Annotated in this window: 21 protein-coding genes; 4 read left to right on the forward strand and 17 right to left on the reverse strand. The window is 72.3% G+C overall.

All coding sequences use genetic code 11. The annotated features are described in order from the left end of the window. The first annotated feature begins 288 nt into the window (after positions 1 to 288). Positions 289 to 2,004, forward strand: coding sequence for an LPXTG cell wall anchor domain-containing protein (locus ACZ4UB_RS15600; protein WP_468070549.1), 1,716 nt, complete (start codon positions 289 to 291; stop codon positions 2,002 to 2,004). Between the two features lie 121 nt (positions 2,005 to 2,125). On the opposite strand, the gene ACZ4UB_RS15605 is transcribed toward ACZ4UB_RS15600, so the two are convergent. The 3 genes from ACZ4UB_RS15605 to ACZ4UB_RS15615 form a co-directional block, all read right to left on the reverse strand. Next, the gene (locus ACZ4UB_RS15605; protein ID WP_468070550.1) at positions 2,126 to 3,523 is read right to left on the reverse strand and encodes a glycoside hydrolase family 43 protein; all 1,398 of its coding nucleotides are present in this window, start codon (positions 3,521 to 3,523) and stop codon (positions 2,126 to 2,128) included. Between the two features lie 258 nt (positions 3,524 to 3,781). After that, positions 3,782 to 4,765: an NADPH:quinone reductase gene (locus tag ACZ4UB_RS15610; RefSeq protein ID WP_468070551.1), complete on the reverse strand. Its 984-nt coding sequence runs from the start codon at positions 4,763 to 4,765 to the stop codon at positions 3,782 to 3,784. A gap of 20 nt (positions 4,766 to 4,785) precedes the next feature. Further along, positions 4,786 to 5,364 carry a PadR family transcriptional regulator gene (locus ACZ4UB_RS15615; protein WP_468070552.1) on the reverse strand — a complete coding sequence of 193 codons (579 nt, stop codon included), beginning with the start codon at positions 5,362 to 5,364 and terminating at the stop codon, positions 4,786 to 4,788. 99 nt (positions 5,365 to 5,463) lie between these two features. On the opposite strand from ACZ4UB_RS15615, the gene ACZ4UB_RS15620 reads away from it, so the two are divergent. Further along, positions 5,464 to 5,883: an ester cyclase gene (locus ACZ4UB_RS15620; RefSeq protein WP_468070553.1), complete on the forward strand. Its 420-nt coding sequence runs from the start codon at positions 5,464 to 5,466 to the stop codon at positions 5,881 to 5,883. A gap of 97 nt (positions 5,884 to 5,980) precedes the next feature. Here the strand turns inward: ACZ4UB_RS15620 and ACZ4UB_RS15625 are convergent, their stop codons facing one another. The 8 genes from ACZ4UB_RS15625 to ACZ4UB_RS15660 form a co-directional block, all read right to left on the reverse strand. Further along, complete coding sequence (locus ACZ4UB_RS15625) at positions 5,981 to 6,997, reverse strand: TIGR03842 family LLM class F420-dependent oxidoreductase (RefSeq protein ID WP_468070554.1); 1,017 nt, start codon at positions 6,995 to 6,997, stop codon at positions 5,981 to 5,983. Between the two features lie 39 nt (positions 6,998 to 7,036). Next, the gene (gene hydA / locus ACZ4UB_RS15630) at positions 7,037 to 8,425 is read right to left on the reverse strand and encodes a dihydropyrimidinase (protein ID WP_468070555.1); all 1,389 of its coding nucleotides are present in this window, start codon (positions 8,423 to 8,425) and stop codon (positions 7,037 to 7,039) included. 48 nt (positions 8,426 to 8,473) lie between these two features. Then, positions 8,474 to 9,727 carry an aspartate aminotransferase family protein gene (locus ACZ4UB_RS15635; protein WP_354383182.1) on the reverse strand — a complete coding sequence of 418 codons (1,254 nt, stop codon included), beginning with the start codon at positions 9,725 to 9,727 and terminating at the stop codon, positions 8,474 to 8,476. 38 nt (positions 9,728 to 9,765) lie between these two features. Then, the gene (locus tag ACZ4UB_RS15640) at positions 9,766 to 10,608 is read right to left on the reverse strand and encodes a nitrilase-related carbon-nitrogen hydrolase (RefSeq protein ID WP_354383121.1); all 843 of its coding nucleotides are present in this window, start codon (positions 10,606 to 10,608) and stop codon (positions 9,766 to 9,768) included. A 212-nt stretch (positions 10,609 to 10,820) separates the two neighbouring features. Continuing rightward, on the reverse strand, positions 10,821 to 12,197 hold the full coding sequence (locus ACZ4UB_RS15645; protein WP_468070556.1) for a hypothetical protein: 1,377 nt from the start codon (positions 12,195 to 12,197) through the stop codon (positions 10,821 to 10,823). A 45-nt stretch (positions 12,198 to 12,242) separates the two neighbouring features. After that, entirely contained in the window at positions 12,243 to 12,623 is a 381-nt protein-coding gene (locus ACZ4UB_RS15650; protein ID WP_468070557.1) for a PPOX class F420-dependent oxidoreductase, read from the reverse strand. Continuing rightward, positions 12,613 to 13,917 (reverse strand): alginate lyase family protein, encoded by a 1,305-nt coding sequence (locus ACZ4UB_RS15655; protein WP_468070558.1) that lies wholly within the window; start codon positions 13,915 to 13,917, stop codon positions 12,613 to 12,615. The genes ACZ4UB_RS15650 and ACZ4UB_RS15655 overlap by 11 nt, the downstream gene beginning before the upstream one ends. 80 nt (positions 13,918 to 13,997) lie before the next feature. Then, positions 13,998 to 14,249, reverse strand: a complete 252-nt coding sequence (locus tag ACZ4UB_RS15660; protein WP_354383117.1) for a helix-turn-helix transcriptional regulator — start codon at positions 14,247 to 14,249, stop codon at positions 13,998 to 14,000. 79 nt (positions 14,250 to 14,328) lie between these two features. On the opposite strand from ACZ4UB_RS15660, the gene map reads away from it, so the two are divergent. After that, a complete protein-coding gene (map, locus tag ACZ4UB_RS15665) occupies positions 14,329 to 15,096 on the forward strand; it encodes a type I methionyl aminopeptidase (protein ID WP_468070559.1) in 768 nt (255 codons plus the stop codon). Positions 15,097 to 15,109: 13 nt separating this feature from the next. Here map and ggt read toward each other — a convergent pair whose 3' ends face one another. Beyond that, complete coding sequence (ggt, locus tag ACZ4UB_RS15670; RefSeq protein WP_468070560.1) at positions 15,110 to 16,912, reverse strand: gamma-glutamyltransferase; 1,803 nt, start codon at positions 16,910 to 16,912, stop codon at positions 15,110 to 15,112. Positions 16,913 to 17,041: 129 nt separating this feature from the next. Here ggt and ACZ4UB_RS15675 point away from each other — a divergent pair, with 129 nt between their 5' ends. Further along, positions 17,042 to 17,767 (forward strand): hypothetical protein, encoded by a 726-nt coding sequence (locus tag ACZ4UB_RS15675; protein WP_354383114.1) that lies wholly within the window; start codon positions 17,042 to 17,044, stop codon positions 17,765 to 17,767. Here ACZ4UB_RS15675 and ACZ4UB_RS15680 read toward each other — a convergent pair. The 5 genes from ACZ4UB_RS15680 to murJ all read right to left on the reverse strand — a co-directional run bounded on the left by ACZ4UB_RS15680 (position 17,727) and on the right by murJ (position 23,475). After that, positions 17,727 to 19,004: a cytochrome P450 gene (locus ACZ4UB_RS15680; protein WP_468070561.1), complete on the reverse strand. Its 1,278-nt coding sequence runs from the start codon at positions 19,002 to 19,004 to the stop codon at positions 17,727 to 17,729. The genes ACZ4UB_RS15675 and ACZ4UB_RS15680 overlap by 41 nt on opposite strands. An 80-nt stretch (positions 19,005 to 19,084) precedes the next feature. Then, on the reverse strand, positions 19,085 to 19,606 hold the full coding sequence (locus tag ACZ4UB_RS15685; protein ID WP_468070562.1) for a hypothetical protein: 522 nt from the start codon (positions 19,604 to 19,606) through the stop codon (positions 19,085 to 19,087). Continuing rightward, complete coding sequence (locus tag ACZ4UB_RS15690; protein ID WP_468070563.1) at positions 19,603 to 21,048, reverse strand: ATP-binding protein; 1,446 nt, start codon at positions 21,046 to 21,048, stop codon at positions 19,603 to 19,605. The genes ACZ4UB_RS15685 and ACZ4UB_RS15690 overlap by 4 nt, the downstream gene beginning before the upstream one ends. 6 nt (positions 21,049 to 21,054) lie before the next feature. After that, the gene (locus tag ACZ4UB_RS15695; protein WP_468070564.1) at positions 21,055 to 21,735 is read right to left on the reverse strand and encodes a response regulator; all 681 of its coding nucleotides are present in this window, start codon (positions 21,733 to 21,735) and stop codon (positions 21,055 to 21,057) included. Between the two features lie 39 nt (positions 21,736 to 21,774). Beyond that, entirely contained in the window at positions 21,775 to 23,475 is a 1,701-nt protein-coding gene (gene murJ, locus ACZ4UB_RS15700; protein WP_468070565.1) for a murein biosynthesis integral membrane protein MurJ, read from the reverse strand. Positions 23,476 to 23,671 lie beyond the last annotated feature (196 nt).

The following is a 23,671-nucleotide window of genomic DNA, read 5'->3' on the forward strand; positions in this document are numbered from 1 at the left end:
CTGCACGACGTCGTCCGCCCGCGGCCCCGGCGGCAAGGGCCAGCCCGGGCGTGTCACGGGGCCACCGGGTCCGGTGGGACGGTGCGACCGCGTCTCGGAAAAAGATGTTTGAAACGGCAACCTTTCCGCTCCGGGCGGCCACTTAGGGGGGTACCGACGAGGGCGAGCCGTGATCAGCGGCCCCACGCCCTCCGCGTCAACACCCGATCGGAGCCCCACATGTCACCAGGCAACCCGAGATCCCCCGGACAGCCGATGCCTCGGGATCGCACGCCCCGCCGTAGCCGGATGGTCCGGCACGTGGTCGTGGGGGCGGTGGCGGTGCTCGCCGCCTCGACCGGTGTCGGCGCCCTGGCGCCCAGCGCGGGCGCCGCGCCGACCGTCCGCATCAGTGTGGATGCCGGCACCTCCTTGGGCACCGTGCCCACAAGTGGTGTCGGCCTCAACACGGGCTTCGGCGACGAGCACATGGGGGACCCGAAGGTGACATCGTTGATGAAGGCCGCGGGAGTCCGGCAACTGCGCTATCCCGGCGGCTCCGGCGCGGACGACTACCACTGGAAGACCCACACCTCCGGCGACGGCAGCGGCTGGATCCCCTCCAACACCGACTTCGACCACTTCATGGCCACCGCGCGGAAGGTCGGCGCCCAGCCGATCCTGACCGCGAACTACGGTTCCGGCACCCCCCAGGAGGCCGCCGACTGGGTCAAGTACGCCAACGTCGACAAGGGTTACGGCGTGAAGTACTGGGAGATCGGCAACGAGGTCTACGGCAACGGGCACTACGGCAACGGCAAGGGCTGGGAAACCGACACCCACGCCGACAAGAGCCCGAAGGAGTACGGAAAGAACCTCGTCGCCTACTCGAAGGCGATGAAGGCCGTGGACCCGAAGGTGAAGATCGGAGCGGTGCTCACCACCCCCGGCGGCTGGCCGGACAAGGAGAAGGCTCCCGGTGACACCGCCGACTGGAACCACACGGTGCTCTCCATCGCGGCAAGCTCGATCGACTTCGTCATCGTCCACTGGTATCCGGGTGGCACCACCACGGCCGACCTGCTGAACACCCCCTCCAAGATCGCCGCCACCACGTCCGAGCTGCGCTCGCTGATCGCCAAGTACACGGGCTCGCGCGCCGCTTCGGTGGAGATCGCGGTCACCGAGACCGACGGCGTCGGCTCGCCCGCCCTGACCAGCCAGGCCGCGGCCCTGTTCGCGCCGGACACCTACATGACCTGGTTCGAGCAGGGTGCCACCCACGTGGACTGGTGGAACCTGCACAACGGCACGGACCAAGCACCCACCACCGTCCACGGCCAGACCGACTACCAGGACGGGGGCATTCTCTCCGCCGAAACCTGCGCCGGGGGGAAGTGCCAACCGCCGCGCGACACGCCCTTCCCCACCTACTGGGGCATCCGCTCACTGACCGCACTGGCGCAGCCCGGCGACACCATGGTCAAGTCGTCCTCGGGCGACTCGTCGGTTGCCGTGCACGCGGTGCGGAGCGGCGACGGCGGTCTGAACGTCATGCTGGTCAACAAGAGCCCGCAGAACGCGGCGCCGGTGTCGCTCTCGTACGCCGGATTCACCCCGGCGGCCGGGGCGGTCACGACCGTCTCGTATGCCAAGGGAGACACTGCCCTGACGGCGGCGCAGCGGGGCACGGCGGACGCACAGACGCTGCCGCCGTACTCGATCACGACCCTTCAGCTGAAGCCCGCGTCGGGGACCGCCGGCGCTGCCAAGCCGACGCCCGCCCACACGCCGACCGCCGCCACGCCGGTCGTCACCGCCTCCGGAACGACCGGCACCCGTGCGCAGGCGGAGCGCGGCGTACCCGTCGGCCGGCCGACCCCGGGCAGCACGTCCGGCGGCCTGGCCTCCACCGGGGTGAGCAACACCATCGCCTACAGCGCCCTCGGTGGCCTGCTGGTCATCGCGGCCGGCATCGTGCTGGTGCTTCGCGGACGTCGCCGCGGGGCTTCGCACGGGAAGTGAGACCGCGTGAGGGCCGACGGCCCGGCAGCGACGCCACCCACCCGTGGCGCGCGCCGGGCCGTCGGCCTCCGCGTCGGTGTCGCCGTCGGCGTCGGTGGTCAGGTGACGAACAAGGCCGGCGTCAGTAGCCGACGTGGAAGGTGGCGTCGGCCTTCTCCGTGGCGGTGGCGATCGGGTCGATGCGCAGGACGTAGCCGGTGTGCCGGATGTAACGCGTCGGGAAGTTGTGCGAACGGAAGGACGACCAGGAGGAGTCGGCCAGGCCGGCGGTCCTGTGGAACGTGGCGTCCGCGGCGAAGATCGCGGTGCCGTCGTTCTCTTCCAGCCGCAGGTCGTAGTTGGAGTGCCGCAGATAGCGGGTCGGGAAGTCGACCGACTGGAAGGACACGCCCGCGCTGTCGGCCAGGCCGCGTACGAGCTTCCACTGCGACTCGGTGTACGGGTCGAACGGGTAGACATCGATCCGGGCGACGGAGTTGGCGTGACGGACGTAACGGTCGGGGTAGTTGTAGGACTTCAGCCGGTTCCAGGCGGGGCTGCCCCACTTCGCCACGAGGTTGTCGTACTCGGTCATGGTGATCGTCGCGATCGTGCAGTGCTTGGAGTTGAGCGGCTGGGTGTAGAGGCGCTGGTCGAGCGGGGTCCAGGTGCCGGCGGCGAGGTCGTTGCTCTGCCAGGCGTAGAAGACGCCGTTCGGCGAGTAGGTGTCGCCCCACAGGTACCAGGATCCGGAGGTCAGGGACTTCACCAGGGTCGGCGCCTCGGTGGCGCCGTGAGCGGTCGCCGTGCTGAAGGGCGTGAAGCTGCCCGGATCGAGGGTGGTCGACCGCGCGCCGACCAGGGTCTCGTCCCTCTTGTGGTAGAGGTAGTTGACCCCGTTGACGCCCGCGGCCAGAGTGCCATCGATGATGTCGTAGCCGGGATCGAAGAAGACCTGCGGGGACGACGCCGTCTGGAAGTCGGTGGTGTAGTTCACCATGATCACGCCGTGGCCGCTGGCGTTGACGGACGAGTAGATGATCCCGTACGCGCCCCGGCCGGCGTCCCAGAACGACTCGGGCGCCCAGCTGTGGGTGACCATGTCGTGCAGCTTCAGGCGTCGGTAGCCCGTGAAGCCGCGCAGGTCCGCGGAGTCCCAGACGTGGATGTACTGACTGTTGTAGCCCCAGTCGAAGCCCTTGAGGTCGGTGGCGAGTACGACGAAGGTGCCGTCCCGCTTGCGCATGATGAACGGATCGCGCAGGCCGCCCGCACCCGCGGTCGGGGTCACCACGGGGTTGTTCTGGTTGAGCGGCATCCAGCGCAGGCCGTCGGTGCTGACGGCCACGTGCAGGCCGTAGTTGGCGTCCAACAAGGCCGCGGACTCGGTGAAGTAGCCCATGACGTAGGCCGCGTCCGCGGCGTAGGCGGGCCGCGCGCCCAGGGCCAGCGTTCCGGACAGGGACAGCGGGACGGTGGCGGCCATACCGAGGAACAGGCGGCGCGACGGGTGGGGGCCGGGGCCGGTCGTTGCGGTCATTCGCGCTCCAGGGTGCGTGGGGGCGGGCGGCCGTTCTCGGCGGTCGCGGCACGCACCGTCGCAGTGCTGGGCGGGGGCGCCCGGACCGCGGGATGCAGCGGGTCCCGCGGGTGGTCGATTGTTAGCGCTAACAATCCATTCAGCCGGATCGCGCGGCAGATGAGAGCGGCTCGGTGGCCATCACTATGGGTCAGCCCGAATAGCGCGTCAAGGTCACGCGCAAGGTCGTCCCGCTGGCCGGCCAGCACTCCGTCTGCGCTATTGGGGGATGGTGACCAGGATGCGGCCGTGGCCACCGCCGGCGTCGACGTGGTCGTGGGCCTTGGCGATGTCGTCCAGCGGATAGCGCTCGCGGACGTCGACGGTGAGGGCGCCGACGGCGGCCGCGGAGGTGAGGTCGCGGGCGGCCTGACGCTTGGCCTCGGCGGGGAAGTCGTCGCTGCCGAGCAGCCGCAGGGTGACGTTGTTGAACAGCAGCGGCCAGAAGGGGATCTCGGTGCGGTCCGTGCGGGTGGCGTAGGCGGCGATGACGGCGCTGTCGGCGGCGACGGCGTTGTCGAGGTCGGCGTTGTCCGACAGCGCGACCTCGATGATCCGGTCGACGCCCCGCGGCGCGTACGAGCGGATGGCCGCGGCGGCCTCGCCGGTGTCCAGGGCGACGGCGTGGGCGACGACGGCCGGGTCGACGCGGTCGAGGTCCGCGGTGCGGCGGACGGTCGCGATCACGGTCGCGCCGGCCCAGTGGGCGAGCTGGGCGGCCAGCGAGCCGACGCCGCCGAGGACTCCGTGGACCAGGACCAGTCGGCCGTCGACCGGGCCGTCGACGAAGACGGTGCGGTGGGCGGTGATACCGGGGATGCCGAGGCTCGCCCCCAGCTCGTCGCCGAGGTGGTCTGGCAGGGGTACGGCCAGATCCGCGGGGACGACGGTGTACTGGGCAGCCGTGCCGAAGGGGCGGTAGGACTGGGCGCCGTACACCCAGACCCGCTGTCCGACGCGACGGGCGTCGCCGTGGGCGCCCACGGCGTCGATGACCCCGGCGGCGTCGCTGTGCGGGATCACCCGCGGGAAGGGCATGGACGAGCCGAGCCAGCCGCGCCGCTTCTTGGTGTCGCCGGGGTTGACACCCGAGACGGTGACGCGGACGCGGACCTCGCCGGGACCGGGGACCGGATCGGGGAGTTCACCGACGTGCAGGACATCGGCGGCCGGGCCTTGGTCGTCGTACCAGGATGCAAGCATGGGGGTATCTCCGTGGACGGTCAGCTCGCGGGAGCGGCGGGTGTGTGCGGATCGCTGTCGGCGCGTCCGGTGCCGAATACGGGCGGTTCCTCCCCGAGGGTCTCGCGCAGCCAGGTCCGCTCCGCGCGGCTGGTGGCGCGGGCGGTGAGCAGCATGCCCCGCCGGTAGGGGTCGGCGACTTCCTCGGCACGCAGGGGCCGCTCGTCGGCGTAGAAGAAGCTCGCCGGTTCTTCCAGGAACTCCAGCCGTCTGCGCAGCACCGCGTGCTGTTCGGCCACGTCGGGCAGGTGGGAGAGGAAGGCCAGGACGATGTAGAACCGGGTGAAGTCGGTGATCTCGTGGTCGGCGGGCTTGCGCAGGCGTTGAAGCATGTCGGCGCGCCCGGCCGCGGTCAGGCTGAGCACGTATCGGGCCGCCCCCGCGGCCGGGTCGGCGCGCCGCTCGATCAAGCCCGCCTTGGTCAGGCGGTTGATCGCCGGATACAGGCTGCCGTCACTGACCGGCCGCGTGTAGCCGGTCAGCTGTGAGACACGGCGGCGCAGCTCGTGTCCGGGCAGGAGGGCCTCGGCGAGGAAGCCGAGTATCGCGAGTTCCAGCATGACCCCATCTTCGCACGCCTACATCGAATCGATGTGAACATCGATTCGATGTTACGCTCGCAGGTATCCGACCGAACGTCTCAGGAGAGGCACAGCAAGATGCCGTCGCAGTCCACCGGGTCAGTGATGATCCGCTTCGTCGAGTTCATCAACACGGGCAACGAGGACCTCGCCCGCGAGGTCATTTCTCCGGACGCGGTGTTCCACGCGCCGAGCCACCCGGAACCGCTGAGGGGGCCCGATGGGTACATGGAAGTCCTCGGGATGATGCGCAGCGCCTTCCCGGACGTCCAGTGGACGCTGGAGGAGACGGTCACGGAAGGAGACACCGTGGCCGCGCGGTTCACCATGCGGGGAACCCACGACGGTGAATTCTTCGGGATCCCGGCAAGCGGCAACACGATCTCGGTGCAGGCCATGAACTTCTACTACCTGGCAGACGGCCGGATCGTCGGCGAACGGGGCCAGCCCGACCTCCTCGGGGTGATGCGGCAGATCGGTGCCGTACCGGCGCAGTGAGGCAGACGGTCGCCTCCTCCACCATGCGCGAATCCCCCGCGTCCTGGCCTGCGTGGCAGGCGGCATCAGCGCGGTCGCGGCCTCCGCTGCGGTGGCGCTAACCGTTGACGGCCGGAATCACCTGCTGCCCGTACGCATCGATGGTGGCCTCACGGGCATCGTGCATGGCGTAGAGGGCGAACTGGTCGACGCCCAGGGCGCGCAGGGCTCGGAGTTTGGCGAGGTGCGCCTCGGCCGGGCCCAGGAGGCAGAAGCGGTCGACGATCTCGTCGGGGACGAAGTCGGTGGACGGGTTCCCGGCCCGGCCGTGGTGGCTGTAGTCGTACCCCTGGCGGGACTTGACGTACTCGGTCAGCTCCTCGGGAACCATCGAGGAGTGCTCCCCGTAGCGGGAAACCAAGTCGGCCACGTGATTGCCGACCATCCCCCCGAACCAGCGGCACTGGTCGCGGGCGTGGTCCAGTGCCTGTGCCGAGTCGTCAGCCGTGACGTACGCCGGGGCCGCCACGCAGATGGTGATCGCGGAGGGGTCCCGGCCGGCCTCGGCCGCGGCCTGGCGGACCGCCTTGATCATCCACTCGGTGAGGTAGAGGTCGGCGAGTTGCAGGATGAACCCGTCGGCCTTCTGTCCGGCGAGTGCGAGGGCCTTGGGCCCGTACGCCGCCATCCACACGGGCAGCTTCCCGTCCCGGATCCACGGAATCCGTAGCGGCTTCCCGTCGACCTCGGCCTCACGCCCCTCCGCCAGGTCACGGATGACGTCGATGGCCTCGCCGAGGCGGGCCAGGGTATTGGGCGCGCGCCCGGCGACCCGCATCGCCGAGTCCCCGCGCCCGATACCGCAGACCGTGCGGTTGCCGTACATGTCGTTCAGCGTCGCGAAGGTGGAGGCCGTCACCTCCCACGTGCGGGTGCCGGGGTTGGTGACCATCGGACCCACGTGCATGCGCTGAGTGTGGGCCAGGATCTGGCTGTAGATGACGAACGGCTCCTGCCACAGCACGGCCGAGTCGAACGTCCAGCCGTAGCGGAAGCCATTGCGCTCGCCGCGCTTCATGAGGCTGACGACCTCGGAGGCCGGCGGGTCGGTTTGCAGGACGAGGCCGAAGTCCATGCATGGCTCCTTGCTACTGCGTTCGGGTGTGGGTGCGGCTTACAGGTACTGGCAGGTGGAGCGGTGGACGAAGGCCCCGTGACCGGCCCGCCCGGTGTACTCCCGGCGGTCGATGACCACCTCGCCGCGCGAGAGCACGGTGTCGACGCGTCCGGTGATCCGCCTGCCCTCGTACGCCGAGTAGTCCACGTTCATGTGGTGCGTCTCGGCGGAGATGACCTGCTCGGCGTGCGGATCGTAGAGGACGATGTCGGCGTCGGAGCCCGGCGCGATGGTGCCCTTCTGCGGATAGAGGCCGAACATCCGGGCCGGGGTCGCGCACGCGATCTCGATCCAGCGACGCCGGCTGATGTGCCCGTCCAGGACCGCCTGGTGCAGGAGGTCCATGCGGTTCTCCACGCCCGGCAGCCCGTTCGGGATCTTGGAGAAGTCCCCGCGGCCCAGCTCCTTCTGACCGCGGAAGCAGAAGGGGCAGTGGTCGGTGGAGACCACTTGGAGGTCGTTGGTCCGCAGCCCCCGCCACAACGCCGCCTGGTGCTCGCGGGGGCGCAGCGGGGTGGAGCAGACGTACTTGGCGCCCTGGAAGTCGGGCTCCTCCAGGTTGTCGGTGGACAGGAAGAGGTACTGCGGACAGGTCTCGCCGAAGACGGGCAGACCCTTGTCCCGGGCCGCCGCCAGCTCTGCCACCGCCTCCTCCGCCGAGACGTGCACGACGTACAGGGGAGAGCCGGCCACCCGCGCGAGCTGGATCGCGCGGTGGGTGGCCTCCGCCTCCAGGAGGACCTTGCGGACCTCGCCGTGGTGGCGCGGGTCCGTCTCCCCGCGCGCCAGGGCCTGTTCGACGAGGACGTCGATCGCGATGCCGTTCTCGGCGTGCATCATGATCAGCCCGCCGTTGCCCGACGCCCGCTGCATCGCCCGCAGGATCTGCCCGTCGTCCGAATAGAACACGCCCGGGTACGCCATGAACAATTTGAACGAACTTACGCCTTCTTCGACGAGTCCATCCATTTCCTTGAGGGAATGTTCATTGACGTCGGACACGATCATGTGGAACGCGTAGTCGATCGCACATTTACCGTCGGCCTTCGCGTACCAGGTGTCCAAGCCTTCCCGCAGCGAGTGTCCTGGTGTCTGCACCGCGAAGTCGACGATCGTCGTCGTCCCGCCCCAGGCCGCGGCTCGGGTCCCGGTCTCGAACGTGTCCGACGCGAAGGTGCCACCGAACGGCAGCTCCATGTGCGTGTGCGCGTCGACCCCGCCCGGGATCACATACTTCTGCGAGGCGTCGATCACCCGGTCGGCGGTCCACTGCTGGCTGCCCGGCGTCGCCATCGCCGCGACACGGCCGTCCTCGATGAGAACATCCGCATGCAACTCGTCGGAAGCCGTCACGACAAGGCCACCGGTAATGAGGGTTCTGGTCATGCCCGAGAATTCCCTTCGCCTTGCGATTGCGAACCAAGAGGGGCAGCGCTAGTCCAGGGTGCGCAGGGCCTGGGCGAGGATCTCCGCGCCCTCTTCCGCCTCGGCGACCGTGAGGGACAGCGGTGGTGCGATGCGCAGCACGCTGGTGTTGTAGCCGCCGCCCTTGCCCAGGAGCAGTCCTCCGGTGCGGGCGGCCTCCAGGACGGCCGCGGCCGCCTCCGGGTCGGCCTGGTCACTGCCGGGCCGGGTCAGTTCGATGCCCGCCATCAGGCCCCGGCCGCGCACCTCCCGTACGGCGGGCACGCCGGCGGTGACGGCGCGAAGCCGCTCCAGCAGCAGGCCGCCGACCCGGCGGGCGTTGCCCTGGAGGTCGTGTTCGAGGAGGTAGCCGAGGTTGGCCAGGCCCGCGGCCATGGTGACCGGGGATCCGCCGAAGGTGGAGATGGAGTTGGAGTCCAGGCAGTTCATGATCTCGCCGCGGGCGACGACGCCGCCGATGGACATGCCGTTGCCGATGCCCTTGGCGAAGGTCAGGATGTCCGGCGGGCCGTTCTGGGCGTGGGCCTGCCAGCCCCAGAAGTGCTCGCCGGTACGGCCCCAGCCGGTCTGCACCTCGTCGCTGATCCAGAGGATGCCGTGCCGGTCGAGGACCTCGCGGAAGGCGCCGTAGAGCCCGTCGGGCGGGGAGGTGAACCCGCCGACGCCCTGCACCGGTTCGGCGATCAGGGCGGCCACCTGGCCGCGCGCCTGGCCGAGCACGTCCTCCAGGTCCGCGAGGGCGGCGGCGGTGAAATCGGCGTCGGACAGCGCCGCGAAGGGCCCGCGGTGGCGCACCGCGCCCTGGACGTAGTACGTCTGGAGCGGCGAGAGGCTGGTCGGGGACCAGCCGCGGTTGCCGGTGATGGAGACGGTCGCGAAGGACCGGCCGTGGTAGCTGTTGCGCATCGCCAGGACCTGGTTGGAGCGGCGGTACGTCGTCGCCAGCAGCAGGGCGGTGTCGTTGGCCTCGGTGCCGGAGGTGGTGAAGAAGACCCGGGCGTCGGGGATGCCGGACAGGGCGGCGACCCGCTCGGCGAGTTCGACCATCGGCCGGTTCAGGTACAGGGTGGAGGAGTGGATGATCCGCCCCGCCTGGTCGGCGACGGCCTTGGTGACCTCGGGGAGGGCGTGGGCGGTCATCGTGGTGAGGATGCCACCGAAGAAGTCCAGGTAGCGGTTGCCGTCGGCGTCCCAGACGTGGCGGCCCTCGCCGTGGGTGAGCTCGATGGGGCGGTCGTAGTACAGCGCCAGCCAGTCGGGCATGACGGCCTGGTGACGGGTGTGGAGCGGGATCGGGTCGGTCACGGCTGTACGAGCCCTCCGTAGGCGTCGGGGCGGCGGTCGCGGTAGAAGGCCCACTGGTCGCGGACCTCCTTGATCAGGTCGAAGTCGAGGTCGCGGACCAGGAGTTCCTCCTCCTTGTCGCTGGCGACGTCGCCGACGAACTGACCGCGCGGGTCGACGAAGTAGCTGGTGCCGTAGAAGTCGTTGTCGCCGTACTCCTCCTGGCCGACGCGGTTGATGGCGGCGACGAAGTACTCGTTGGCGACGGCGGACGCGGGCTGTTCCAGCTGCCAGAGGTAGCCGGACAGGCCCCGGGAGGTGGCCGAGGGGTTGTAGACGAGCTGGGCACCGGCCAGGCCGAGGGCGCGCCAACCCTCCGGGAAGTGGCGGTCGTAGCAGATGTAGACGCCGACCTTGCCGACGGCCGTGTCGAACACGGGCCAGCCGAGGTTTCCCGGACGGAAGTAGTACTTCTCCCAGAATCCCTTGACCTGCGGGATGTGGTGCTTGCGGTACTTGCCGAGGTAGCTGCCGTCGGCGTCGATGACGGCCGCGGTGTTGTAGTAGAAGCCTTCGCTCTCCAGCTCGAAGACCGGCACGACGATGACCATGCCGGTCTCGCGGGCGAGCTCCTGCATCCGGCGGACGGTCGGGCCGTCGGGTACGGCTTCCGCCCAGCGGTAGTGCTCGGGCTCCTGCACCTGGCAGAAGTACGGGGCGTTGAAGACTTCCTGGAACCCGATGATCCGCGCGCCCTGGGCGGCGGCCCTGCGCGCGTGCTCCTCGTGTTTGGCGATCATCGACTCGGTGTCGCCGGTCCAGGTGGCCTGGACCAGCGCGGCGCGGACGAGGTGGGCCATGAGCTGCTCCTTGCGACGGGACGCCGGCCTCTACGCACGTAGACGGTGTGCGTAGGGAGTCGAAAGTAAGCCTCGTCACACTCCGGGGCAAGACCACCGCGCACGGATGGCCGAGACGATCAACATAGGTCGCACCGTGGTCGATTGTGTTCAGCCAGGGCCGCAAGTCGGACAGGGGGGCGGGAGGGCCGGGAGGGACGGCCCCGGGGGGCTCAGCCGGTGGGGGCGATTTTGGCCACGCGGAAGGCGTGGACGAGATCCCGGTGGGCGGATCCGGCCAACCCGCGGGCCGCCGCCAGCAACCGCGGCGCGAACCAGCGCGGGTCCCGGCGCGCGAGGGCGGCCGCCTCCTCCGCGGTGCGCACCCGGACGAACGCCGTCAGCAGGGCGTCGGCCTCGCGGGACCGGCCGGCCGCGCCGAGCGCGAGGGCCGCTTCGGCGATCTCCGGGGCGGGGCGGGCGGCGCCCTGGCGCAGCAGCCGCTCGCAGTCGGCGGTGCGGCCGGCGTCGCTCAGGGCGGCAGCGAGGGCGGCCAGCCGGTCGGGGGGCAGCGAGGCCGCCTCCCACAGCAGGGTGGCCCAGTCGGCGCCGAGCCCGGCCCGCTCCAGCTCCCGGGCCAGCCCGGCCAGCAACGCCGCGTCCCACCGGGCGGCCTCGCACAGCAGTGCGTGCGCCTCCCCGGTCCGCCCCCGCCCCCTCAGCTCGATCAACTCGGCCACCAGTACGGGCGTCCCCGCCCCGGGCTCCGGCGCCCCCGCGCCCCCGGGCGCGCCGGCCTCCGTACCCGGCCGGCCCGCCCCCTCCGTACCCGGCAGCCCCCCGGCAGCCGGGTAGCCGAAGCGGGCCCCGCTCGGGGCCGCGGGGTGGAGGGCGTCCGGGGCGTCCGCCAGCCCGGGCGGGGCCACGACCGCCGCGTCGCCTTGCGGCGCGGCTCCGGCGAACCGCGCCCCGCCGCTCCTGCGGGGGCTGCGGGGCTTGCGAGTGCCGCCGCGCCCGCCCGGGGCCGGCGCGGCGACCTCGAACCCGGCCGCGGGGGCCGCCTCCGGCCCGCCCACCGGCGGCCGTTGGCGCGGGACGGCCGGGAGCGGGTGCGCCAGGGCGGTCAGCCGGTCGGCGAGGTCCGCGCAGCGGGAGGCGGCGCGGGCGAGGTCGTCCCGGGTCCAGGACAGCTCCCGGGCCAGCCCGGCGGCGGCCGCCGGGTCGAGCGCGCCGGACAGCCGCGCGGTCAGGTCGTGTACGGCGGCCTCGGAGGCCCCGCGCTGCGCACCGGCGGCCGCGAGCAGCACGTGCAGCTCCGCCTCGCCGCCGGGCTGCCGGTCGTGGGCGAGGACCGCCGCGGCCCGCAACCGGGCCGCGTGGGAGGCCCGTTCGGCCGCGTACGGCGCGCCCCGCAGCTCCGCCAGGTCCTGGAGCAGGGATTCCACGACGTCCCACGGCGGTATCGCGTCCCCGTCGAGACAGGCCCGCATCCCGTCCGGGTCCCGCCGCAGGAATTCCCCGTACCAACCCGCTCCGGGATCCAGGGATCCCGTCAACACCCGGAGATCTGCGGCCAGTTGTGTGATCGCGGTCGAACTCACCGTATCCATCCCCGCATTGGACCCCACCCGTGTTACGGGCGGGCTACGGGAATCTCAAACCCTGACGGCGATCCCGGTGTGCGGACGCTTCCCGCCCCGGGCGAGCAGCGCGGGAAGGTCCACCGCCCAGTACTGCCAGGTGTACTTCTTGGCCAGCAGCTTGCGCACCCGGTTCAGGGTCGCGTCGTCGAGCAGCCGGGCCTCCCCCGCCAGCGCGGTCGCGCCCTGCGGGGAGCGCCCGCGCACGTCGCAGGCGATGACGGAGACCCGCGCGTCGTTGCGGATCCGCTTCACCTTCCAGGTGTCGCTCTTCGTCCAGATGTACACCTCGCCGCCGTCGACCACGAACCACACCGGCGTCGCCACCGGCGTCCCGTCCTTGCGGTAGGTGGTGAGACTGACGTACCGGGACCGGGCCAGCTCCTCAAGAGTCATGGACCGAGACTAGGCGGTCCCCTCTGGAGCCCTGCTCGTAGCCCCGCTCGACGTCCTCGCCGCGCGCGTCCACGACCGGCCCCCGGCCCGTCGCGGGCGCCTCGCCGTGGGTCAGGGTCTCCCAGGCGACGAAGAGGTCGTCGGTCCCGGCCGGTCGCATCGTCTCGACCAGGCGGCGGGTGTACGGGAGGTCCGCGCCGGTCCGCGTCGCGTAGTGGTGCAGGGCCACCTCCAGGTCCGGACCCATGGTCCGCTCGACCTTGCCGCCGCAGAGCCACTGCGGGGGCTCCTCGCCCAGCTGGTACTTCGCGTGGAACTCCAGCGCGGCCTTGATCCGGTCTCCCTCCTCCCCGTAGAGGTCGACGCCCTGGTACCAGGCGGTCTCGGCGATGTGCGCGGAGGCGGCCAGGGAGTAGCCGACGTGCATGAGGTTGCGGCAGGTCTCCTGCGCGACGCCGTCGACGTAGGTGCCCTGGTTGAACCAGTACGCCTTCACCTTGTCCGGGGTGTCGATGGCGGTGTGCGCGGGACCGATCGGGTGCGGACCGTCCTTGCGGAGGTAGAAGTACGCCGGCACCCGCGTGCGGAATCGATCCAGCGACTCCTTGAAGACGGCCTGGTCCTCCAGGAAGACGGCGATGGACAAGGATGCGTCCGTCATCGCCAGTTCCCAGTTGCCGTTGTACGTCGGCACCTGGGCCCGCACCGCGGGCAGATAGGCCGTGCGCAGCATCTCCTTGAAGCGGTCGACCTGCGACTTCTCCCAGTTCGGGTAGTCCGCGTGGACGATCTCGGCGGCCCGCGCCCAGGTGGAGCCGGACCAGGCGGCCTGCAGCCCGCCGTTGTCCTTCTCGTGCCGCTTCATCCGCGCGGACCAACCGTCCATGATCTCGACGGCCTTGCGGACGTGGGCGGTCCGCCCCGTCACCGACCACAGCAGCGCGTGGGTGTAGGCGGCGATGGCGTCCTGGCGTTCGTCCAGGCAGGACTGCGGGCCCGAGTTGAAGGGGCAGGGCACCACGTCGGCCGGGTGGGCGGTGTAGGAGAGCGAGGCGTACTTGCTCCGCAGCAGGTCCTGGTAGGCCGTGCGCCAGGGCTCCTTCCCCTCCGCGACCATCTTCTTCGCGTGTTGGAGCTGGGTGTGGCTGACGACGACGCCGGGGTGACGGAAGACCACGTCGCCCGGCTTCTTGGCATGGGCCCGGCCGTCGGGTGCGGCGCAGGCGGCGAGCAGCAGTCCGCTCGCCAGCAGGGCTCCGACGAGACCGAGACCGAGTCGCTTGGATGCGTTCATGGCTGACACGCCTTCACGCTTGCCCCGCGCCCGGCTCCTCCCACCGCCGATTGGGCCGTTCGGCGGACGAAGACGTCCCGTCAGACGGGTACGAAGGCGCAGCGCCGCATCAGGTCGTCCATCGAGAGGTCGAGGGCGGCGGCGAGGGCGGCGACGGTGAAGAAGGCGGGCGTGGGGGCCCGGCCGGTCTCGATCTTGCGCAGGGTCTCGGCGGAGAGCCCGGCGGCCGCGGCGACCTCGACCATGCTGCGGCTGCCGCGCGACTCGCGCAACAGGGCGCCCAGGCGCTCGCCGCGCTCGCGCTCTTCCGGGGTGAGGGGGGTGCGGACCATGCGTCCATGCTACCCCGCCACCCCAATTTCTATACCGTTACGAGTATCCCGGTATAGAAATACCGGTATAGTAATCGGCATGGTGGAACTCAAGACGGAAGAATCGATCGATGCGATGCGCGCGGCCGGCCGCGTGGTCGGCCGCGCCCTGGGCGCCGTGCGCGCGGCCGCCGACGTCGGCGTGTCCCTGCGGGAGCTGGACACGGTGGCCCGGGAGGTGTTGCGCGAGGCGGGCGCGGGCTCGCCCTTCCTCGGGTACCGGCCGCGGTTCGCGCCGGTCCCCTTCCCCGCGGTCGTGTGCGCCTCGGTCAACGACGCGATCGTGCACGGCATCCCCGACGACTACCGGCTGCGCGACGGCGACCTGGTCAGCATCGACTGCGGGGCGACCCTGAACGGCTGGGCCGGTGACGCGGCGGTCAGCTTCACCGTCGGCCTGGCGCGTCCCGCCGACCTCGCCCTGATCGCGACGGCGGAGCGGGCCCTGGCCGCGGGGATCGCGGCGGCCGTCCCCGGCAACCGCATAGGCGACATCGCCCACGCGATCGGCAGCGTCGGCCGCGCGGCGGGGTACGGCATACCCGACGGCTTCGGCGGCCACGGCATCGGCCGCGCGATGCACGAGGATCCGGGCGTGCCCAACGAGGGCCCGCCGGGGCGCGGCATGAAGCTGCGCCCCGGCATGGTCCTCGCGATCGAGCCGATGCTGGTCGCCGGCGGTACGGACGACTACCTCACCGACGGGGACGGGTGGACCCTGCGGACCGTCGACGGCAGCCGGGCGGCGCACGCGGAGCACACCGTGGCGATCACCACCGCCGGCCCGCGGATCCTCACGGTCCCGTAGGACGCCCGTACCCCTACGGACGCCCGTGCGGGCTGACGACCATCGCGGCGCCGCCGCCGCGCCGGGTGGTCTCGGCGGCCGCGAGCCAGCGGCCGTCCGGGAGCCGCTGGACGCCGGTGGCGGCGCCGATCTCCGGATTCTGCCGGAAGCCCTGCCCCAGGGCCTCCAACTGGCCGCGGACCGGGCTGTTCCACAGCCCGGGTTCCAGCTCGGTGGTGGTCTGGTTGCGCTGGCTGGCGCGCGGCGCGGCGATCGCGTCGACCAGCGGGAGCCCGCGGTCCAGGGTCCCGACGAGGGTCTGGAGCACGGTGGTGATGATGGTGGCGCCGCCCGGGGAACCCACGGCCAGGACCGGCCGCCCGTCCTTCAGGACGATCGTCGGGGACATCGAGGAGCGCGGCCGCTTGCCCGGGCCGGGCAGGTTCGGGTCCGGGACGCCGGCGGCGGCCGGGGCGAAGGAGAAGTCGGTCAGCTCGTTGTTCAGCAGGAAGCCGCGGCCGGGAACGGTGATGCCGCTGCCGCCGGTGGATTCGATGGTGAGGGTGTAGGAGACCACGTTGCCCCAGCGGTCGGCGACCGTCAGGTGGGTGGTGTTCTCCCCCTCGTAGGTGGTCGGGGCGGCCTTCCCGGTGGTGGCGCAGGGGGTGGGGTGGCGCGGGTCCCCCGGCGCGAGCGGACTGGTCAGCGCTTTGTCGGGCGAGATGAGGCAGGCCCGCGAGTCGGCGAACTCCTGGGAGAGCAGCGCTCGGGTCGGGACGTCCTGGGCGGCGGGGTCGCCCACCCATCGCCCCCGGTCGGCGAAGGAGACCCGGGAGGCCTCGATGAACCGGTGCAGGTACTGGGCCTCGGAGAGCTTCCCGAGGTCGCTGCGCTCCAGGATGTTCAGGGCCTCGCCGACGGTGGTGCCGCCGGAGGACGAGGGCGCCATGCTGTAGACGTCCAGGCCCCGGTAGCCCACCCGGGTGGGGGCCTGCCGCTTGGTGTCGTAGGCGCGCAGGTCCTGGGCGGTGAGGTCGCCGGAGCGGACGATCCGGGTGGCGGCCGGGTCGACCGGGGGCTTGCGCACGGCGGCGACGATGTCGTCGGCGATCGGGCCGCGGTAGAGGACGCCGGTGCCCTTGCGCGCGATCTCGGCGTAGGTGGCCGCCAGGTCCGGGTTCTTGAAGGTGGAGCCGACCACGGGGAGCGCTCCCCCGGGCAGGAAGAGCTTCTTCGTGTCCGGGAAGTCCTTGAACCGGTCCTGGTTCAGCTCGGTCTGGGCCCGGAAGGTGGCGTCCACCGTGAAGCCGTCGCGGGCCAGCTTCTCGGCGGGGCGCAGGAGTTGGCCGAGCGGGCGGCTGCCCCACGCGGCGAGGGCGGTGTCCCAGGTGTCGGGGGTGCCGGGGACGCCGACGCCGCGGCCGCTGGTCTGGCCCTGGTCGAAGGGGATCGGGACGCCGTTCTCCTGGAAGAGGGTGGCGGTGGCCGAGGCGGGAGCGGTCTCGCGACCGTCGATGGTGTGCACCCGGCGGGACTTCGCGTCGTAGTAGACGAAGTACCCGCCGCCGCCGACGCCCGCCGAGTACGGCTCGGTGACCCCGAGGGCCGCGGCGGTCGCGACGGCGGCGTCCACCGCGTTCCCGCCCGCGCGCAGGACGGCGATCCCGGCCGCCGAGGCGTCGGCGTCGACACTGGCCACGGCTCCGCCGTAGCCGACGGCGACCGGGGTCTTGGGCGGCGCGGCCGCGTCGGCGGCGGCGGGCGGGGCGGCGGCGGTCGCCGCGAGGGCCGCGGTGAGGGCGAACAGGGGTAACGCGCGTGCGGTGGGACGGCGCATCGAACCTCCACTTAAGGCAATGTGCCCGCGAGCCTAACGGCCGGCCGGCGCCGCGTCAGGAAGGCTCGGATTCCCGCCCCGGCGCCCGCGCCTGGCACGACGGCGAGGTCACCCCCTACGATCCGCCGCATGAACGACGACGTACGCAACATCGTGCTCGGGGTGGTGGCGACCGCCGTCAGCGGCGGTTTCGGCTGGTTCTCCCGTACGTACCTGTGGCGCCGTGCGCTGCGCCGCAAGCAGGCCTTCTTCGGCTTGCCGCCGGGCTCGGACTGCCTGTTCGTGGTGAACCGTCAGATGGGCGGGAGCGAGGGCTCGGTGCACCGCAACGACGCCTTCGCGCTGCTGGAGATATCGGCACTGATCAAGGACTGCGGGGCGAACGTGCAGATCGTCTCGCACGACGGGGTCCGCCAGGGCTTCGGCGAACGGGCCGAGTTCTGCGTCGGCGGGCCGATCTCCAACGTACGGACCACCGCCCACCTCGCCTCGATGCTGCCGGGGGTACGGGTGGACCTCAGCAGCGAGCCCGGGCCGGACCGCGGCGCCATCCACGTCGGCGGCGAGGTCTACCGCTGGGAGAAGGGCGCGGTGGAGCACGTCCTGCTGGCCCGGCTGACGAACGGGCGGGGCGCCCGCCCGGTCTTCCTCATCTCCGGGCAGACCGCCATGAGCAACCAGGCGGGGGCCCGCTACCTGGCCCGCCACCACCAGCGCCTCGCGCGGACCTACGGTGAGGACTCCTTCTGCGTCGTGGTGAAGGTGATCAACTCCGACGCCTACGGGCCGGACGTGGCCGAACTGATGGCGGACGTCACCCGCAGCGCCCGGACACCCGCAGCGGCAGCCGGGTGATCCCGTTGATGAAGTTCGACACCAACCGCTTGGGCTCGCCGGTGAGTTCGGGCGGTGGCAGCACCGCGCGCCATTCCTCGTGGAGCACCCGGAGCTGAAGCCGGGCGAAGTGCGCGCCCAGGCAGACGTGCGGCCCGTCGCCGAAGGAGACGTGCGGGTTGGGCGAGCGGCCGAGGTCGGTGCGGCCCGGGTCGACGAAGACCCGTTCGTCGTGGTTGGCCGCGGCGTGGAAGACGACCACCTTGTCCCCGGCCCGGATCCGGCGGCCGGCCAGCACGGTGTCCCGGGTGGCGGTGCGCCGGAAGCTGAGCACCGGCGGGTGGACGCGCAGGAGTTCGTCCACGGCCCGGTCCACCGGGACCAGGCCGGCGGCGAGTCGCCGGCCGGCTTCGGGGGCGCGGGCCAGGGCGAGCAGTCCGCCGGGGGCGGCCGACCGTACGGTGTCGTTTCCGGCGACGGTGAGCAGGAAGAAGAACATCTCCAGCTCCCCTTCGGCCAGTTCGGCGCGGGCCAGCACGCTCATGAGGTCGTCCGCGGGACGGGCCCGCTTGACCGCGGCCAGCTCGCGCGCGTAGTCGAACATCTCGCCGAGCAGCGCGGGCGAGCGGGGGTCCAGCGGCACCCCGTCCGGGCCGAGCCGCGGCGGGGGCGCGTCGTCGGGATCCTGGTAGCCGATGATCCGTACGGTCCACTCCAGCAGCAGCCCCCGGTCGGCGGCCGGGACGCCCATCAGGTCGGCGAGGCCCAGCAGCGCGTACTCGTCGGTGACCGCGCCCACCACCTCGACCGAGCCGTCCACGGCCGCGTCGCGGGCGGCGGCCAGCAGGCCGCGGGCGCGCTCGCGGACCCGGCCCTCGAAGGCGTCGACCCGGGCCGGGGTGAAGGCTCGGGCGAGCAGCCGGCGCAGCCGGCCGTGGTCCGGGGGGTCCTGGTTGAGCATGGTGCGCCGGATGAAGGGCAGGTCGGCGGGGGCGGGGTCGCGGATCTGGGTGGCCCCGAGGTGGGAGGAGTACCCGGCGTGGTCGCGCAGCACGCGCACCACGTCGGCGTGCCGGGTGACGGCCCAGAAGCCGGGTCCGGCGGGCCAGCCCAGGACCTCCGGCTCGGCCTGCCAGGCCACGGGGTGGTGGTCGCGCAGGATCCGGTAGCGCGCGTGCGGGATGCCCGCGGCGTACGTGCGGGGGTCGAAGACGTCGGGGACGGCGGGGGCACCGCCGGCACGGGGGACGTGGTCCATGGGGCCACGGTGACGGGCGGGCGCGGCGCACCGCAAGGGGGCGGGCCCGCTCCGGGGCGGGACGTCGGCGCGCCGCCGGGTCAGCGCGCGAGCGGACAGCGGCGCGGGCTCATGGGCCCGTCCTCGGTCACCAGCACCACCTCGGCCTTGGCCGAGGCGTCCACCGAGACGGCGGCCGTGCACACCAGCTGGTCCTTGGCGGTGTCGGACAGCTCCGCGTCGAGGACGTAGGGGAGCCGGACGGTCACCTGCTTCGCGGTGCGGTACTCGACGCGCACCGGTCCGACCGCCTTGTCGGTCCGCGCCGGCAGCTCGGTGCTGAGCCCGGAGTCGCGCTCCTGGGTACCGGGGCCCGACAGGAGGCGGCCGAGCAGCGCGCCGGTGGACACGCGCGGGTCGCGCAGGACGCTCGGCGCGAGCCGCCCGTCGGGGGCCACGAAGTAGAGGACGTCCGCGCTCCGGGGCGCGGCGACCGGGACGTTCGCGGCCCGGCCGCTCTCGACCACCCCCGTCGGCTCGATCCCGCAACCGGCCAGCGCGACCGCGCCCACCAGGGCGAGGGCGACCGGCGGCGCGCTGCGCACGCGGTTCCAGCGGCTCATGCGCCGGCCTCCAGCGGCATGTCCACGGTGAAGACGGCGCCGCCGGACGGGCCGTTGGCGGCCCTGACCGTGCCGCCGTGCAAGCGGACGTTCTCCAGGGTGATGGCGAGGCCGAGCCCGCTGCCGGCCGACCGGGTACGGGCCGCGTCCGCCTTGTAGAACCGGTCGAAGATGTGGGGCAGTGCCTCCGGGGCGATCCCGGGGCCGCTGTCGGCGACCTCGACGGTGAGCCGCTCGCCCTCGGGGTGCGGGCCGGTGCGGGCGGTGATCCGTACCGGGGCGCCGCCGTGCCGCAGGGCGTTGCCGACCAGGTTGGCGAGGACCACGTCGAAGCGGCGGGGGTCGAGTCGGGCCCTGATGCCCTCCGGAAGGTCGGTGACCACCTCGTCCGCGCCCCAGTGCCGCCGTTCCAGGGTCTTGCCGACCGCCTCGGTGAGGTCGACGTCGTCGAGGTTGAGTCCGGCGGCGCGGGCGTCGAAGCGGGAGATCTCCATCAGGTCCTCGACGAGCACGGCGAGCTTGCCGGTCTCGGCGCTGATCAGCCGCAGCGCCTTCGCGGTGTCGGGGTCGAGGCGTTCGGCGTCCTCGTCGAGGACCTCGGTGACGGCGAGCATCCCGGCGAGCGGGGTGCGCAGCTCGTGCGAGACGTCGGCGGCGAACCTGCGGGCGCGGGCCTCGGCCTGCTGGAGTTCCTCGACGGACCGTTCGAGGGCGCCGGCGGTCTCGTTGAAGGTCTGGGCGAGCCCGGCCAGCTCGTCGGCCCCCCTGACCTCGATCCGGGTGTCGAGGCGGCCGCGGCCCATGCGCTGGGCGGCGGTGCGCAGGTTGCGGACCGGCCGCAGCACGCTGCGGGCGGCGAGGAGCGCGGGGACGAGGGCGACGGCGAGGCCGGGCAGGGCGCCGGTGCGTGCCGCGTCGACCATCAGGGCGACGGTCTGCTCCTCGCTCAGCAGCGGCATGACGGCGTAGAAGACGGCGCCGGTGGGTTGGGTGAGGCCCCCGCGGCTGAAGACGGAGGGCACGCCGATGACCAGGTGGGCGCGGCCGTCGGTCTCGACCCGCTGGAAGGCGGCGTGCGGGTTGACCTTGATCTGGTTGCGCAGCTTCGCGCTGACCAGGGACGAGGTGACCGGTCCCGCGAGGTCGGAGGAGACCCGCAGGGACCCGTACTCGCCGTAGACCGTCCAGGCGTGCGGCTTGCCGCGCTTGCCCAGCTCGGTGACCTGGCTCTGGAGGCCGGTCCGGTCGATCGGCAGCGCCGTCCCCGCGGCCTCCAGCTGTTCGCGGAGCGTGGCCACGGCGGTGTCCTGGCTCTGGGTGAGGATCGCGGTGCGCGCCTGCCGGTAGGTGAGGGCCGCGGTGGAGACGGCGCTGATCGCCGCGACGAGGAGGAAGGCGGCGATCAAGCGGCTGCGCAGGCCCAGGGGGGCGATCCGTCGCACGGGGGCCTACAGGGGGCCGAAGCGGTAGCCGAAGCCGCGCACGGTCTGGACGTAGCGGGGGCTGCCGGGGACGTCCTCGATCTTGTTGCGCAGGCGCCGGACGCAGGCGTCCACGAGGCGGGCGTCCGCGTGGTAGCTGTGCTCCCACACGTATTCGAGGAGCTGCTGGCGGCTGAAGACCTGCTCGGGCGAGGCCGACAGGTGCAGCAGCAGCTTGATCTCGCTCGGGGCGAGGGCGACGTGGCCGCCCTTCTTCGCGACGGTCAGGCCCGCCCGGTCGATGGTCAGCTCGCCGTGGTGCTCGGTGCTCTGGGGGCCGGCCGGGGCGGTGAGGCGGCGCAGCACGGCCTTGATCCGGGCCTCGATGACCTCGGTGCGGGCGGGCTTGACGATGTAGTCGTCGGCGCCCGCCTCCAGTCCGACGACGACGTCGAAGTCGTCGCCGCGCGCGGTCAGCATGATGACCGGGACCTGGCTGGTCTCGCGGATGCGGGTGCAGACCTGGACGCCGTTGATGCCGGGCAGCATCAGGTCGAGCAGGACGAGCTCGGGCCGGAATCCGGCGAGTTGGGCGAGGCCCGCCTCACCGGTCTCGGCGGCATGGACCTCGTGGCCGCGTCTGCGCAGGCCGAGTGCGACCCCTTCCCTGATGGAGGGGTCGTCCTCTATGAGCAGTACGCGTGGCATGCGGTCATTGTCCCAGGTGCTTGGAGCCGGTTATTCACCCTATCGGCCCAGTTTGCGCCACAAGGAGTCCAGCAGGTCGGTGATCTCGGTCAGCCGCAGGGGGCGGGCGAGGAGTACGACGGTCAGGGCGAGGGCCACGGTTCCCGCGGCCAGCGCGGCGAAGGTGCCGAGCCCGTCGGCGGCCCGGGCGGCGGCGTGGCCGGCGGCCCCGGCCGGCAGGCAGGCGACCACCAGCCGCAGGTGGGTGCGCAGGGCGGTGGCGCGCCGCCGCGCGTCGATGCCGGCGGTGGTGCCGGCGGCGGTCCGCGGTCCCAGCCGGCGGGCGAGGGCGTACGCCGTCACGCCGGCGCCCGCGAACAGGGCGACGGTGTAGGCGCCGGCCATGCCCGTGACGGCCCAGCGCGGCGGCAGCAGGAAGTAGGCGGCGGCCGCCAGGGAGCCGTTGAGGACCGCGATCACCAGGTTCAGGAAGAACGGGGTGCGGGTGTCGGACAGGGCGTAGAAGCCGCGCGAGAGGACGTACTGCCCGGAGAAGGCGATCAGGCCGGGGGCGAAGGCGATGAGCATGCCCGCCATGACCTCGATGTCGGCGGCGCCGGTGCGCCCGTACTCGAAGACGCTGCCCATGACCCAGGGGGCGAGGGCGGCGAAGAGTGCGGCCGCCGGGACGACGAGGGCGGCGCTGGTGCGCAGCGCGTAGGACACGTCACGGCGCACCCGGCCGAGGTCGCCGTCCGCGGCGGCCGCACTCATCCGCGGCATCAGGGCGGTGACCAGGGAGACGGTGATGATGCCCTGGGGGACGATCCACAGCTGGTAGGCGTTGCTGTAGGCGGTGTAGCCCGCGCCGCCCGACAGCCCTTCCAGGGCGGCCCGCTGCCCGGTGGTGGTGGACAGCCTGGTGATCACCCAGTAGGCGATCTGGTTGGTCAGGACGAGCATGACCAACCAGCCCGCGTTGCGCAGCGGCCGGCCGAGACCGCCGCCGCGCCAGTCGAAGCGGGGGCGCCAGCGGAAGCGGGCCGCGCGCAGCGAGGGGACGAGGGCGAGGGCCTGGACGACGATGCCGGCGGTGGTGCCCCAGCCCAGGAGGCGGGTCTGGGCCGCCGTGAGGCCGTCCGCCGCGTCGTGGGAGAGGAAGAGGAAGAGCCCGAAGACGGCGATGATCACCACGTTGTTGAGGACCGGGGTCCACATCATCGCGCCGAAGCGACCGCGGGCGTTGAGCACCTGCCCGAGCAGGGTGAACAGGCCGTAGAAGAGGATCTGCGGAAGGCAGTAGCGGGCCAGGGCGACGGTGGTGGACGCCTGGGCCCCGTCGTAGCCGGTGTACGCCGAGACGATCAGCGGGGCGCACAGGACCGCGACGGCGGTGAGGACGACGAGCGCCGCGGTGCAGGCGGTCAGCAGCCGGTCCGTGTAGGCGGCGCCGCCGTCCTCGTGCTCCCGCGCGGCGCGGACCAGCTCGGGGACGAAGACCGCGTTGAGCGCGCCGCCGATGAGCAGCATGTAGAGGATGTTGGGCACGGTGTTGGCGACCGCGTAACCGTCGCCGAGCAGGCCGGTGCCGAGGGCCGCGACGACGACGGCGGAGCGGACGAAGCCGGTGGCGCGCGAGACGATCGAGCCGGCGGCCATGAGGGCGCCGCTGCGCAGCACCGACCGCTTCGCCGGCGCGGCGGACCGCGCGGTGGGCGCGGCGCCCGCGGGGCCGGGCGCCCTGGTGTCGGTGGCCGTCACGGAATCTCCCATGTGCCTGGTCGGGGTCGAGGGTGGAGGGTACCCCGCGCCCGCCCTTCGGGGCACGGCGCGCAGGGGCCCCGTCGGGCAAGGGACTTGCGGCCCCTTTTCCGGCGCCGGAAGTCCTTTGCCCGGCTCCGCGAGGGGGTGCGGAAGGAAACGACCGCCCCGATACCGGAATTCGAAGTCCCGCCAC

The organism is Streptomyces sp. NPDC028419 (assembly GCF_055565515.1).